The following is a 14561-nucleotide window of genomic DNA, read 5'->3' on the forward strand; positions in this document are numbered from 1 at the left end:
GCGACAATTCGTGTAGGAGCGGGGGACTGGTCAATTCCAGATTGACGCGTTGGAAGAGACGGAATGATGTTGATTTCCAGGGACTACCGTGGTGCGGGCTTCAGCAAGTAGGCCAAGGGGATTGGATTACCACCGAGTCGGGAGTCTGACGCGGTGAGAGCGTGTTTGGCAAAGAAGCTTGTTCGCGGAAGACTCCTGACCCCCTACGCCTTGTTCAGCCACTCCCGACCCCTGCGCTACTTGCAAACTGCGATAGGAATCGGCCCGTTGGCCCTTCCCTTTTCATTTTCCTTTAACCTAGGGCGACGCTGCGCTTGCCGCAATTCTAATAAGCACGTCTGGGATAGGTCGGGCCCTTGGCCCGCAAGTAAACTTTGCACATTGCGAAGTTTTGAAAGGTTTGAAGCAAAGGTTCCGGTAATCCGCGCCTGTAGTACTTCACCGCCGATGCCATCGGCGGCTTTGTGAATGTAGTTATCGCCGATGCATTACCGCGAAGCGGTTTCGCAACATAGCCCAGCGGTTGGAGCGCAGCGAACAACCCTGGGAAAACTAAAATCCAAACACCATAAACCAAATACCTAGCTCCGCTACGTTTCATAACCGCATTGCGGTAGAATTCCCCATTCATCATTCTTACTTTGGCTTTTCGTCCATCCCCTGCAAGACTTGCTGTTCCAGGTGCGGTAGCTTGCCCAGTTCGCCGTTAAAGCGTTCGGGCCAAACCCGCCCGCGCAGTTGATTTAAGGTCTCCCGCGCTTCCCCCCAGGCCTTGGTTTGAATTTGCGCCTCCGCCAGGCGCACCAGTCCCGTCGGTTCCAGGCTGCGCAGTTCCGCCACTTTTTGCCACAGGGGAATCGCCAACGCCCACTGTTGCCGCTGGCCGCGAATTTCCGCGAGCGCGGTAAAGCTTTCGGACTCGGTCGGGGCGGCCTCGATGATGGAGGTCAACGCCCGCTCCTCGGCATCCGGGCCAAATGTTTTCTGGTCGGCGGCCAGTTTTTCGGCCAGTTTGCTATACAGACTGGCGTTGCGGCGATCCTGCTCGATCCACTTCTGTAGCACCGCCACGGCCTGTTTGGTATCGCCCAGCTTTTCCAGCGATTCCAGCCAGACACCAAAAATTTGTGCATTTGTGGGCTGCAAATCGTAGGCATGCTGAAACTGGGTAACCGCTAGCTCATGCTGGTTGGAAGTGGCCAAGACCTGGGCCAGTGTCAGCCGCAAAATCGGCCAATCCTGATTCGTCCGCGCGATGCGGGCGTCCAGTTCCTGGATAAAAGCCGGCAGATCGGCGATTTTCTCCACGATCTCCCGCAGATTTCGCAGCGTGTTTTCGCGTTCACTATAACGCGGATCCCAGCAACTGACCGCACTGAGGGCCGCGTCCACCGCCGCTTCGTTTTTATTTTGGGCGATTAACGCCTTCGACAGGGAAATATACAAATCCGATAAAAAGCGGTCCCCCTGCCCGGCGGCGGTATTGTCAGCCAGCCGCAGGGAAATGGCCTCGGACAAGTACTTTTCCGCCTCGGGATACAATTCGACGGACAGGCAGGCATCGCCCAGCGATTGAATATTGCCCACCAGCCAGCGCCCCCCGGCATGAAAATGTTTGTCCGTCGCGGCCAGCAGTTCGGACAATTGTTGTGGTCGTTTAGCGGCAAAGTACGCCTGCATGAGCCGCGTGCGGTGCCGCATTTCATCGGGACGCGCGGCGACAAATTGCTCCAAGAGCGCGATCGCTTCGGGCGAACGGTTCCGGTCGATCAAGTGCTGGACCAGCACTTCCTGTCCGCCAAAGTCCAGCAGTTGAGCTTTATCGGCGGCGAATAAAATCTCAATCGAGCGATCATAGCGATGCAGCCCGCTCCACAGGTATTCGGCGATAAACATGATATGCCGATGGGAGTTGACGTTTTGGGCCAGGACCTCGTTGGCGATGGCCACCATTTCCTCCGCTTTGGCGTGCCAAAAATAGGAATAGTCGATATGCGTCATTTCCCGCTGCGTGGTTTGCAGGGTTTGCAGTTCCTGCCGCAGGACGTCGGCGACGATCTTCCACAGCCGCGGCTCCAACTCGCGGTATTCGTCATTATCGGCGGTGATGGACGCGCGGTATTGGGCCAGTAACCCCCCCAGATTTCGCCAGGCGTTGTTCCAGTCGTACCGCAGCCGGTCGGGGTATTGCTCGTACCGTTCGATAACGTACCGCAGCGCGGCCACCAGCCCGAGGGATTCCTTTACGATGGATGCGGGCAGCGTCACGGTGTTGGCATATTGCTGCACCTGCTTTTCCAGAATGCCGGGCATGACCGTGAATGCCAGTTTACGCACTTCTGCCATGGTCGCGGGTAATTTGCGTTCATGGCCAATCCCCAGGGCATCCACCCACAGGCGGGTAAGCTCGTAACGCTCGTGTTCCTGGTCGGCGGCGTCGATTTTTTGCTGATAAAATCGTGTGACCGCAGGTAGTAACTCGTTCCCCGCCCCAATGCTGACCGAGCCTTGCTCGCGCAGCGCTCGATTATACAGTTCGGCCAGGCGATATAGCACCCGCTGGCGCAGGCTGGTGTTGGCAGCCTGGTCCATGACCGGAATCAACAGGTCTTCGCCCGCGCTAAACTGCTTTTGATATTCATGCATGCCGATCAGGCTAAAGAAATTGTCAATTTCCTCGATGGGCCAAGAGTTTTCATGCTGGGCCAAAAAACGCTCGCAGGTGACGCGCATCCGCCGCAAGCCATCCTGAGGACGCTCTAGATTGTAAAATTCCAGTTCGGCGATCGCGCGGCCTAGGTGCAGGTCATCGGTACTGCCGGGCTTGACCAGTTTGGTCAATTCTGCCAATTGCCGCAGTTGCTCGGCGGCCAGTTCCCAATGCGGCACCCTGCCCAGCTTGGTCAGGAATATCCCCATGAGCGCTGGCTCGTTCGGTTGCCATTCGCGATTAAAGGCGCGCTGCAGGGCCGCCACGCTGGCCGTAATATGCGGACCGGGCTGGTTGAGGACCGCCGCGGCCTGATATTCGACCAGGGCCTCTACCAGATCGAGCGCGCGGGCGTCGGTGGTAGTGAGCTTGCCGGTGCGAATTTGTTTAATTTCGGCCAGAATTTCATCGGCGGTGGATTCCACGCGTATCACATCCAGCGTCCCGTGCAGAGTCTCCATAAAGCGGTAAATCTGCTGCGCGGAGCGGCCTAGGACCGCGCGGGGAATGATCCGCAGCAGGCGAAAATCCGCGCTCGAGAGATACAACTGCCGCAGTTCGCTGAGGTAATTTTCGGGTTGGCTCGATTTTTCAAAGAGCGCGCGAATCGCCAAGAGTTGGTTGTCGTCGATGGTGGTGGGGAGTGTTCCCCCCGACTGCCAGCGATAGCAAACATTATTAAAAATGTTATTAAGCTGTGATTCCGGTAGCAGCCGCCAGGCCCGCAGTCGCGCGTCGTCGTATTTGTCGCGCTGATTGAGCGCCAAATACCACTGCGCGAGTGTCTGGTAGTCCCCTGGAGTAAGCAGCTTGCGGCTGGCGGCGGTTTCAAACAGCGTGACCGCCGTGGACAGGTCTCCCTGTTCGGCCAGCAACTTGGCTAGGGCCACTGGCCAGGGGGACGTTGGTTCCGCCGCCGCGCTCCAGACTCGCACGACGCGTAGCAGTTCGTCGATTTGGTTGGTGGCGACCAGCCACTGGTATTGCAGTTTTTGCCAGGGGAAACGCTCTTCGGCGGGAAAATCCAAACCAGCGGCGATGAATTTGGCCAGCCGTTCCTTCCAGTTGGCTCCCACCGATTCCCGCGCGGTCAAGGAAAGTATCGTGATAAACGCCCGCTCCCGCAGTTCCCCGGCGATTGCCGCCGCCTGAATCTTTTGGGCTTGGGCCAAGAGCTGGGCCGGATTTTGATCGTCGATCAACTCTAACTCGGTGGCGGGATCGGCGGGAGAATTGCCTCCGACACCGGGGAGTTCTGGCTGCAGGGGTTTTTCTTGCTGTTCCCGTTCGGTGGCGTCATCCTCGGCCGCGCGGAAGGGGACCTCCCCCACGATTTGCCAGCAGAACTCCAGTGTTTCGGTCAGGTTGGCGTCGGTGGGAACCTGCAGATAGGCCTGTTCCACGCGGATCCAATTGGCCAGCGCGGCGGCCTGCTCGGCGGGTGGCGTGCGGCTGTCAATTTCTTTGACTGGCTCTGCCGCGGGATTTCCGGCTGCGGGCTGATTGACATTGCCAGCCTGGGCCAATACTTTTTCATGCTCGGAAATGTAACGCTCGATCAACTGCGCGCGGGCGGTATCGCGGATTTTCTGTTCCTCGGCGGCGCGCTCGGTGCGCGTGAGCTTATTGACGCCCCCTTGATCCCGCCACGCGGTCAGGCCCGCTGTGATCCGCATTTGCAACAGCGCATCGGTATAGCGGTGCAATAGGCCCAATTGTTCGAATAGGGGGAGTTGTTCATCGGAGGTTGTGCGCAATTCACGCAGGATCGTGAAGAGTTCATCCTCGATGGCAGGCGTCCAGGGAAGGCCTAGCAGGTGATCGACCAGTTCGCGGCGGAGTTGGGTCACTTGGTTTGCCGGCGCGGTTTGCAGGCGTTCGCGGAGGAACGGCAGCAACTCGGTGTCGGCGAATTTATTGACATAGATCAGCCGCAGTGCGTTCCCCAGCGCGGCCCGATCGGCATCGGTTTTGACCGCGCGAAAACGCTCGCGCAGGATTTTTGCGATAGGCTGCCACAAGGCTGCTGGCACCTCGCTGGCGGACAGATACTTGCGATTGTTGATCGGTTCGGCCACGGACAACTGCCCGGTCAGGGCGTGTTCCGTCGCCAGGGACGTTTGCTCTGGCGTCAGCTGGTCCGCACGCTCGCGCAGCTGGGCAAAAAACCACGCCCGCAGTTCATCACCCGGCGTGCTATCCAGTATGTTCGAGCCTAAAATCGTTTGCACATAAGAAAAGTTGTGCTGATGGTCAAAGAAGTGGCGGGTCGCTGCGGCCAGGGTGGGATGCCACTTATGCGCGCCCAGTTGCAGGTTGAGCCGCCAGACGCCCCCCCGCATATAGTTGAGCGCGGCATCCAGCTTGACGCGCTGTGTCGGCGACAGCTTAGAGGCAACTTGCCCCTCCGCCAGCCACTGCGCGGCCAGTTTGTCGGCTTCGGCTAGTTTGTTATTGAAAACCAGGGCCGCTAGGTATTGCTCGTGGGCGCTGCGGGATTCGGGCAACTGCTCTATCGCCGCCGTGGTCCGCTGTAATACTTCCGGCCAGCGGCCCAGTTGCGCTAAATAGTCCAAGTATTTTTCTTGCAACGCTTCACGGTGGTATTGATCCAGTTTGACGGGGCGATCCAGCTCTTTTTGGAGCCAGGCAAAGGCAGGGGTGAACTCGCCCAGGGCCACCAGCCGATCGGTGTATTGCGTTTGGCGGTAGACTTCCCAGGGAGCGGCTTCCGCCAGTTGCCGGGCACGGTCCAGGACCTCGCGCTGGCGATTCAGGTTTTGCAAGAGGTAATACTCGTTCTGCACAAAGGTATCCATGGCGTTTGCGAATTTTGGCGCGCGGTCATAAACCGGCCGCAAAATTTGCAACAGTTCCCACTGTTCTTCGGGACTGGAGACTGTTTGTGCCTGGCTATAAATCCAGTTGGCCAGCGGCAATTCCTGCGGCTGCGCGTTGGCGGCCAGTTGTTTGGCCGCGGCCAACAAGATGACGCGGGCTTCCTCGTTGCGGCGCATCGTGGAGAGTATGAGCGGCCGCAGCCATTTACTACCCGGTTTGGCCGCGGTCAGTTTTTCTAGTTCGGCAACATGGGTCAGGGCCTCATCCCATTGCTGATTGAGGCAATTATGCACCAACAGCACCAGCCGGTCGTTGATCCCGGCCTGCCCGGCGGCGGCAGCGGCCCGCGCGGGGGCGAGTGTGGGGAACGGCGCGGTTACCAGGATCGTTTGCGCGCGGGGGGCCAACTCCGTTTCCAGCTTTTTGGTAAAGTCGGCGGCGGTCAGTTCAGCCACGCTGCGCGTGACTTCGTGAATGGACTGTCCCTCGGCGTTGTTGGTTTGCAGTTTGGTCCACCACCACACTCCCCCTGCCCGCACAAAGTCGCTGTAATCGTCGGTGCCAACCAACTTCCCATTTTGATGGGTCTCGCGGCGGAGCAGGACTTTGCGTTCAGTGTCGATGGTATACTCGTGGCGATAGTTATCGTCACTGGCCAGGATCAGCTTGGCCCGGTTGGGGCCCGCCGCCTCCACTGTCGCGGTCAAGTAAACCTGATTCGCCAGCAGTGTGGTAATGGAACCATCATTAAATGTTGTGGGAAACGTGGTCAGTTCCCGCCGCAGCGCGGGCCGCGCGGTCCCCCAACCCGACATGAGCGAAAAGACTCCCCGCTGATCTGGCTGGCAATAATTGACCAAGACTTCGCTATTGTCCAACAGCGACCGTGTCAGCCACCCTTGGGAAGAAAAGAGCGTTAGATCCTCGCCGATGCCATACTCGCGGCCCCACTGTGGTTCAAAACTCTTTTCCCGGCGGATAACCTCGACGCCGCCGGGATGCTGGAGCAAGGTTTCCGTGATTAATAGCGACTTGGCCAGGGCGATGGCCTCTGGAGACCACTTGGTGGGTTGCGGTGTGGGCCAAGTTTCTCGCGCGGCGGGGGCCGAAATACTGGGCAAGAGCGCGTCCAGCCACTGCAGATAGTCGGGGGATTGTTCATAGTAGATTCCCCGCCCCGCCATGCTGTAGGGTTTACGGAGCATGGGAGTGGTATCATCGAAAAGGGAATATCCAGCTCTAGCGCCTGAGGCACTGAGACCGGCAAATCCATCAAAGTATGTGCCATTACTAATAATCGGCTGGCCAGCATAGGCTAATTCTGATTCACTGCCACCAAAAGGTTCATCCATTAGCATCCGCACGGACTTGCGGTCGGATTCTCGCTTGAGTCGCAACCCCAGCGATAATTCCTCGACACCAAATTCTCCATTCTGGCCATTGACATCCCAAAATTCGCTTTTGTTTTCGGCCGAAAGCTTTTGGCTAACTTCTTTATCCGACACCGAGAGACTTTCACGGCGGACCAGTTCTTCACGAAAATAGTTTTCCCCATCGGATTCCGCTAGAACATCAAGCATATCCCCTCCCCCGCCCATGCCGCCTAGCATTGGCCCACTCGCCCAGACATCAAAGCGGCCATCGGTAGCGCTCATACTCCCCAAGGGTCCACTGGCGGGCATTGCCCCCCGCTGAAAGAAGAATCTATGCAGCGTATCCTTGGACCGAAACTCTGGCGAGCCAAGATAGCTCCTCCTGTAATGGGATTGCTCTGAAAATAATTCACTATTACGGCCCAGCTGCGACCATTGGGCCAAAAGCGACGCCCGCAGGCCCGAGCGCCAGGCCCCCGCCTGTTGCCTTTGTTGCTGCAAGAGTTCAAAGTTGGCCTTGGCGGTGGCGGCGGCAAAAAACTCCTCGCCATCGCGCATCAGGTAGCGCCGCTGCACCTTGAACCGCTGCCGGTCGGCGTCGGTCTCCAGCACCAAGAGCGACGTATACGGCGTGATGATATGAAATTCTTCTGAGAGGGCGATAATTTGGTCGCGGATCGCCGGATTTGTCCCTTGCTGCAACAGAAAGTCCAAATGCCCCCGTGCCCAGAGGCGCGGGATGAACGAGTTGCCAGCGTCATTATCCGGCAGATTCAGCCGCGCGGCGTAGCGCACGGTTTCCTGGCCCCGTTTGCCGGTGATGATGACTTCGCCAGTTTGGTTATCTCCGGTTGGCAGATAACGCCCCACGATGATCTGTTGCGTCCCCGCGGCCAGATTGGGCAGGCGTTCGGGATAGACCGCGGCCACTTGCAATCCGCGAAAATCGACCGCCAAATCCGTCAAACCGGGATTGGCGATTTCCTGTAGCAACTGCTTGGCCACCAGTACCGGAGTTTGTTCGCCCGTGATCTGCCGCAAGGATCCACGGCCCGCGTTGGCAATTCCCCGTAGCACCGCCAATTCATAGGTATTGTCCACGGTGACCGCGTGAAAGGTGAGGTTTTTGCCCAGCTGGGGTGTTTCTTTATGGTCTGTAGCGGGGGCTGGCGCAGGTGCTTCTTTGCCATCAATAACGTCCGTGGTGGGTGCCTGCCCACTCGCGGGTGCCTGCACGGCTAATTGCCGCGTTAGATGTTTCACAAACTGTTGCGGATCACTTTGGCCGGCGGTGACGATCCCATCGCCGATGTAAACGACGGTCGCTCCGGCGGGAGCTTTTTCCAGGACACTGGTAAACGCCAACTCCAGGTTTGTCCAACCCAGCGATGGCCGGGCCTCGAGGAATTTTTGCGTTTTTTCCAGGTTTTCCGGTGTGGGGGCTAGGGGTTCCACATTCGCCCAAGTGGTCTGGACATCGGCGGCGGCCAGCAGATAGCGGTCGTCCGCACCTAGGCTGCCGACGAGGGCGGTGACAAATTCCCCCTGGAGGCGGCGTTGGTCGGCGTCGAGGGAAGCCGAGGTATCGCAGAGGAGCACGAGATTGAGCGGCGTGCCGTCGGGAAGTGTCTCGCGCTGCCATTTGTCCGCGCCCGTGGGGGGCATCAGTTGCAAAAGAAAATAACCGTCGCTGCCGCGGCGATGGGCGATCGCCGCCAGATCGGGCCGCTGGTCATCCAGTTCAAACACCAGCTCAAAGTCTTGCTCCGGAGTGAATTCTTGCGCGCTAAAGTCGATTTGTGCGGCATGGGGTGTTTTACTGATCCGCACCGGATGTGTGGGGGAACTGACGGTCTTGAGCTGGGTTGTGGAATCGACGATGACGGACAGGGACAATTCGCGCAAGGGAGTCTGCCGTAACAGTTCGCTCCGGAGGGCGTAATTGTAGCGAAACGCATTTCCCCGCAGGGGTAAAACCTGCGTATAGACGATTTTGATCCGCTTTTCGGATTGGGCTTCGATGGGAAATACCCGCGCCTTAAAGAGGTTGCCGGCGGTCCATTCCAGCAGGCCGGGATCGCGACGCTCGCGAAGGATCGTTTCATAAATTTCGCGGGCACGCTGCTTTTCCACCACATCGGCCTCGACCAGTTCGTTGCCAATCCACATGCCAAACCCGCTGATGGAGGCGTCCTGGGGGAGAGGAAAATGAAAGATCCCCTCCAGGCGGCTGTTCGTCCGGTTGACAAAGGATTCTTCGATGGTGGTGCGGGCGATTTGGTCCTTGATTTCGACCGTGACTTTGTGATAGCCCACGGTCAGGGGGACATTGCGACCGTCCGGCATGGTGACGACCAAGGAGCCGAGCATTTCGTTGACGGCGGTGCCGTCGAACCCCGCTAGCCATTTGGGTTCCACAGGCGTAACGGCCAATTGATTGGCGGGCGTCGTGTGCAGAATTTTTTGGCCGGAGGCGATTTTTTCGGAACCTTGCAGCGGGCCGAGCAGCGTAAATTCCGGCAGTTTGTCGGTCGGTTGTTTGACGCGGACCTCCCCCCGATGCAGCTTGGCCTGGGATGGGGTCAGGCATTCGACCAGCGTTCCCGGTCCCAGCGTCAGTTCGGTTTGCGAATTCAACGTAAGCTTGACCGCGTTGGCCCCGCGCAGTTCCGTGCGAATCCAGTCGCCGGGTTGAATGGCAAGGTCCCGCGTAACCACGGTCCAACGCTTGCTGAGCGCGGGACGCAACAGCACAATCCCCTGGCTGTCGGTAACTTGGCCGATGCGGTCCGCGTTGGGCAGTTGGCCCGCGGCTACGAGATTTTGCGGCACTTGAAATTTCTCCGCGGGGATGACGGGGTTAATGGCGACTAAATGCAGTTCGGCCAGGGGGGCGCCTGCGCCCCGCCCCTGCCCCGCCGGCCACGCGGCCAGCGCCACTAATTCATGCGTAGACTGGTTAGCGTAGGCCTCGATCTCTATTTCGCTGGTGGCGCCGGTGGTGGTTTGACCTGGTAACGTTACGCGATAAACTTCGCACAGTTCTCCCTCGTATTCCATCACTTCGCTGGGAAGCGCGGCCCGCAGACGCTCGGCGTCGGTCACGCCCGTGTCCAATAAGGCCAGCAGGTCAATCTGTTGCGAAGGAGAAATAAACCAGGGGGAATCCTGCTGGGTGACGCTTTGTTTGGTTTCGTCAATTTTCCAAAAGCGCGAGCCAATCGCCACGCTGTAACGTTCCGGGGATTCGTTCATCCGCACCAAGCCGGGCGCGCGGACCAGGACTTCGGCCTGGGAAGGATTGCCACCGGTGTTTCGCTTTAGCAGAAACTGCAGCGAATCATGTTGCCGCAGCTTGTCCAGCACATTGCCAAACGGGACCGCGCTGACGGCGGGGGGATTGTTATGAAAAAAGGCAACATAGATCGCGACGCTGGCGGCCAAGGCCACTAATCCACGCCAGAGAATCGGTAACATAAATGACCTAGAGGGTATGTTGACCGCGGCGACGGGTGTCAGCGACGCCGTCGCGGAAGCGGGTGGGGAAGATACAGTTGGGGTTTCGCCAGGCCCAGGCGGCAAGGAAGAGGTTTCCTCCCGCGAAAGTTCCCGGGAGGCTTCGATTGGGGGGGCAATGCCGGGGGCACACTGGATAAAACGCGCCAAGCTCAGCTCGCGGATGCGCGCCAAAGCCCGGGTGGCGTCGGCTTCCGTGGCCGCCGGTTCCGGCTCTTGCAAATGTCCGAATAACTCCGCCAGCCGCGCTTCCGATGTTTTATCAGGAGCGTTGTTTAGCCCGGAGTGTGGGGATTCGAATTGTTCGTCGGCTGCGGACATGCCAGTGCTTTGTGATGAAAACTTACAGTTGTCAAAAGGACAGGTGCAATCGTTACTCTGGCAGGGGAACGGCGGTGACGGAAATGACAGCGTGCGGGCCATGGTTGGCGGTGGCCCGGTCAAAGCACGCGCGAAATTCGCGGCGCGCCCGGGCCAGTTTGGATTTGGTGGCCTCCACCGTGGTCTGCCAGGCGGCGGCCAGTTCCTCGAGGCTTTGTCCGTCTAAATACTTGCCCAACAGCAAAGCCGTATAATCGCCGGGCAAGTCGCTCAATAAACCGCGCACCAGTTCGCACAATTCCCGCCGCTCCATGCGCGTTTCAGGCAGTTCCAGATCCAGCCAGCGACCTATGTCCCACGCCCCCTGCTCGGCCAAGGTCTTTACCCGTACCGACCGCGCGGTCTGCCGCCAGTGGTTGGCAACCTGCTTATGCGCGATGCCCAATAGCCACGACCAAAGCGTCCCGCGAGCGGGGTCAAACTGGCGGGCGGACTGGGCGGCGGCCAAAAAGACTTCTTGCACGACATCCCCGGTCGCCGAGGCCTGGTTTCCCAGCAGACGCGAGACGTATCGCCATAGGCCGCCGCTGTATTGGTCATACAGCGCGGTCCAGGCCTGGGTGTGTCCTTGTTGCAAACCCAGCGTCACGGCTTGGTGGTCAAATTCGGCCAAGGGGGTCGATTGTGGAAAAAGTGCTGATGGGCGCGACTTCCGAGAGTTATTAGACGCAAGAGTCGGTAAAGTGTCGCAAAAACTTGGGTCAACAATCTAAACCCCGAAATATTTGCTAAGTTTATATCCCACATGTAGTTACAGAAATTGTACTTAACGCGCATAAAATAAAAAACCCCAGCGCGGCTGCGCTGGGGTTGGTCTTTGCAGATCAGTTTTTCTATGTCAAAAGCGTCAATTGCCTGACAGGGGAACTAGCCGGGCTCAACGCCATTTTCCTCTGGAGCGCACTTGCCCAGGTAGGTAATGGATTCAAAGCCAACTTGTTGGAAGGAGCCAAACAGATTGCCCAGGATGTCCAGAGCGTCGGTTTTGCTGCCGCCATCGAGGAAGGCTTTACCCTTGACTAGGTTGCCATACAGGTTGACTTCGTCATCGCCATGGCCAAACACGCCAAAGAGTTCCTCCACGGCGGAGTAAACTAAGCAGAGCTTGTCGTTATCGCTGCCAGAGTCGATATGCAGTTTCTTGGCGGTGCTGCCAAGGATATTCAACGTGTCGTTGCCATGGCCGGTAAAGATGGTCACGTTTGACTTGCCCAGCATATTGTTGGCAATGAACGTGTCCCCGTCCGCCCCGGTGTCGATATGCACATCCCCCCACAGGTTGTTGATGACCTGGGCGACATAATCAATTCCGGAACCGGTATGGATGGTGGTTTTCTTGTAATTTGCGCTGGCGGCATGGCTCCACAGGTCGTTGCCGCTGCCGGTATCGACGATAAAATCGCCAAAGCTGGACAGGTAATAGACATTGATCATGTCGTTACCAGCGCCTGCTGTAAAGTGGAACAGCTTGCCAGCCGTGCCATTGTAAATCGAGGCGATATCGTTGCCATCTTCCAAGTGGACAATGAAATCGTCATCGACAAACGTCAATCCGGCCAAAAATTCATCTAATCCCGAGCCAGTATTGACAATCAAGCTGCCATCCACCGAGACATAACCGTTATTGGCCATGTAGATTGGGACTTCTGTTGGGGTAAGTTCCCCTTCCGTGTCGACTCGGAATTCATCCGGTGGCACTTCTTCATCATCATCATCATCATCCGGAATCAGTGGCACGTACTTGCCAATCGTGACGATGTCATCGTCTTCGTGGGTGTTGATTTCCACATTGTCACATACGCCAATATCGCAAATGGTGACTGTGTCATTTCCGGCATGGGTGTTGATGATCAGGTCGTCTTCTAGGCGTAAGGACTCAACAACGACATCGTCGTCCCCCTTAAAGGTGTTGATGACGATACTTTGGCTAACTCCATTAAAAATCACGGGAGCGGCCAAACCATTGACCAAGGTCGCCGCGCCGTTCGTAAAAACGCCTTCTACCCTAACTTGATTGGGGACACCGGTCCCTTTCACCAAGACGCCATTCCCCAGGTCATCCCCCTTGAGTAGCAATACCCCGTCGTGAAAATCGGCGGTGATATTACCGGCAAAAGGTAACCGTGATTCCAAACTTTCAAATCGGGCGGAAAAATTATTCACACGCCCACGCTGCTGGCGAAAAAATCGCATTCGTAAACCCTCCGGAAGGTAAAGATAAATAAAGTGGCCCGCATGACCTCCTGGCGGCTGCTCCTGTTTAAGGCTTTACTGTAAGAAGGTTGACGCAGGACGTCAATAATCTGGGTAAGATAGAGAAAATAAATTATTTATTACGTTTTATATTATTGCCTAAAATAAGGATTATTCCGCTATTTTGAGGCTTGTTATCACATTTTCTGTAACATCCAATAATTCTTGTTTGGCCGGATAAAATTTGAAAATCCGACTGTCGATTTCCGCGGGGGTCAGGGGGTCCACCAGTTCCACGATCAGGCAAATCGGCCATTGCTCGGGAGGCAACGTGGAATCATCGGCGGGGGGACGGCGATATTCCCATCGCAGCGGCAGAAAATCGCTTTGTCGTAGATACAGCGTCAGAGCCGCGGGTAAATGCGGTGGCCATTGAAATGGTACGCCTGGTTCTGCGCTTTTTTCCCCGGCGGGAGGGGGAGCCAGGGATTGCAGCGAGCTTGGTTGCCAACGGGCATGCAACGCCCAGGCCGCTGTTTGCCGGGGTTCCAGCGTCCCCCCGACGACGGATTGCAATTGCCAATGTTTTTCCACGTTTTGCAAAAACTGCGGCAGGCCGGCCCAGGCCCAGATTTCGCCTGTATCTAGGGGATCATAGCCGAGGGATTTTAATTGCGCGTAGCGGAGTCGCTGCAGGTCCAGGCGGGTGATGAGCGGCCCGCCAATCGTACGGGCGGAGGTCCACACATACCGCCCGTCGGCGATTTGCAGCCAGGGTGTGGCCTGCGCTCCGTGCTGGACGCGCATTTCCCAGCGGACGCGGGTGTCGGCCCCCGTCCCTGTTTGCCAGTATTGTCCCGAGCCGATCAGTTGCTGGTCCAGCAGGTCCACTTGCATCCGGATGGTGGCAGTTAACGCGGGGCGTAGGGATAATTCTTGTCTGGCACGTTCGAGCAGGCTAGTGGCGATTTGTTGTTGCTGTTCAGGGGGGACGGGGTTGCTTTGGGAGGTGAGATTGTTTGCCGGGGAATTATCCGCGACCAAGCGGGAGGCCAGGCCGCTAGCAGCTAGCGAAGCGGTCCGGGGGGGTTGGCTGGACGTTGGGGCGGCCAGGCTTTTGCTAGCGGAGGATGCATTTACAGAAGCCAGCCATACCTGCGTGGACTGCCATAGATCCCGTGTTTTGGCCGAAAAATCGAGGCCTAAGGGGGATTGTTCCGCGTCCTGCAGCCAAATGGCCAGCAGAATACCGCACAGAATTGCCAAACTGGGAAAGATGATCTTCATGTGCGGCATTTAACGGATTTACCAAAGATTCCCGTCATGACGGGCCGACCAACACTTACAGGAGTTGTGGATTTATGCGCGGTCGAGCCCGTGTCATGGTCCCCTTCCGCGGTTGTCGCCACCTGCCCCGGCAAGCGGAGCAATCGCGGGCAAAAAATTCCCGCTGGCCACCCCGCGCGGGCCAAATCATAAAGTCCGCGCGTCCTAGCGTCCAGTCAAATCCTTGTTTTGTCACAGTTTGGCGATTGTTTCGCCCGCAA

Annotated in this window: 5 protein-coding genes; 1 reads left to right on the plus strand and 4 read right to left on the minus strand. The window is 57.6% G+C overall.

The genetic code is table 11. The features are described from left to right. Positions 1-636: 636 nt before the first annotated feature. From SFX18_00615 to SFX18_00630, 4 genes are all read right to left on the minus strand, one after another. Positions 637-10761 carry a VIT domain-containing protein gene (locus tag SFX18_00615; protein MDX1961620.1) on the minus strand — a complete coding sequence of 3375 codons (10125 nt, stop codon included), beginning with the start codon at positions 10759-10761 and terminating at the stop codon, positions 637-639. Positions 10762-10813: 52 nt separating this feature from the next. Continuing rightward, positions 10814-11434: a sigma-70 family RNA polymerase sigma factor gene (locus SFX18_00620; protein MDX1961621.1), complete on the minus strand. Its 621-nt coding sequence runs from the start codon at positions 11432-11434 to the stop codon at positions 10814-10816. Positions 11435-11688: 254 nt separating this feature from the next. Then, positions 11689-13014: a hypothetical protein gene (locus SFX18_00625; protein MDX1961622.1), complete on the minus strand. Its 1326-nt coding sequence runs from the start codon at positions 13012-13014 to the stop codon at positions 11689-11691. Positions 13015-13185: 171 nt separating this feature from the next. Continuing rightward, positions 13186-14301, minus strand: a complete 1116-nt coding sequence (locus SFX18_00630; protein ID MDX1961623.1) for a hypothetical protein — start codon at positions 14299-14301, stop codon at positions 13186-13188. 36 nt (positions 14302-14337) lie between these two features. Here SFX18_00630 and SFX18_00635 point away from each other — a divergent pair, with 36 nt between their 5' ends. Then, positions 14338-14493: a hypothetical protein gene (locus tag SFX18_00635; protein ID MDX1961624.1), complete on the plus strand. Its 156-nt coding sequence runs from the start codon at positions 14338-14340 to the stop codon at positions 14491-14493. Positions 14494-14561 lie beyond the last annotated feature (68 nt).

Source organism: Pirellulales bacterium (genome assembly GCA_033762255.1).
Taxonomy (GTDB): domain Bacteria; phylum Planctomycetota; class Planctomycetia; order Pirellulales; family JALHPA01; genus JANRLT01.

Excerpts from the sequence above, each read along its gene's own strand:
- SFX18_00630 (MDX1961623.1), bottom strand. The coding sequence starts at position 14,301 with ATGAAGATCATCTTTCCCAGTTTGGCAATTCTGTGCGGTATTCTGCTG.
- SFX18_00615 (MDX1961620.1), bottom strand. The coding sequence starts at position 10,761 with ATGTCCGCAGCCGACGAACAATTCGAATCCCCACACTCCGGGCTAAAC.
- SFX18_00635 (MDX1961624.1), top strand. The coding sequence starts at position 14,338 with ATGACGGGCCGACCAACACTTACAGGAGTTGTGGATTTATGCGCGGTC.
- SFX18_00625 (MDX1961622.1), bottom strand. The coding sequence starts at position 13,014 with ATGCGATTTTTTCGCCAGCAGCGTGGGCGTGTGAATAATTTTTCCGCC.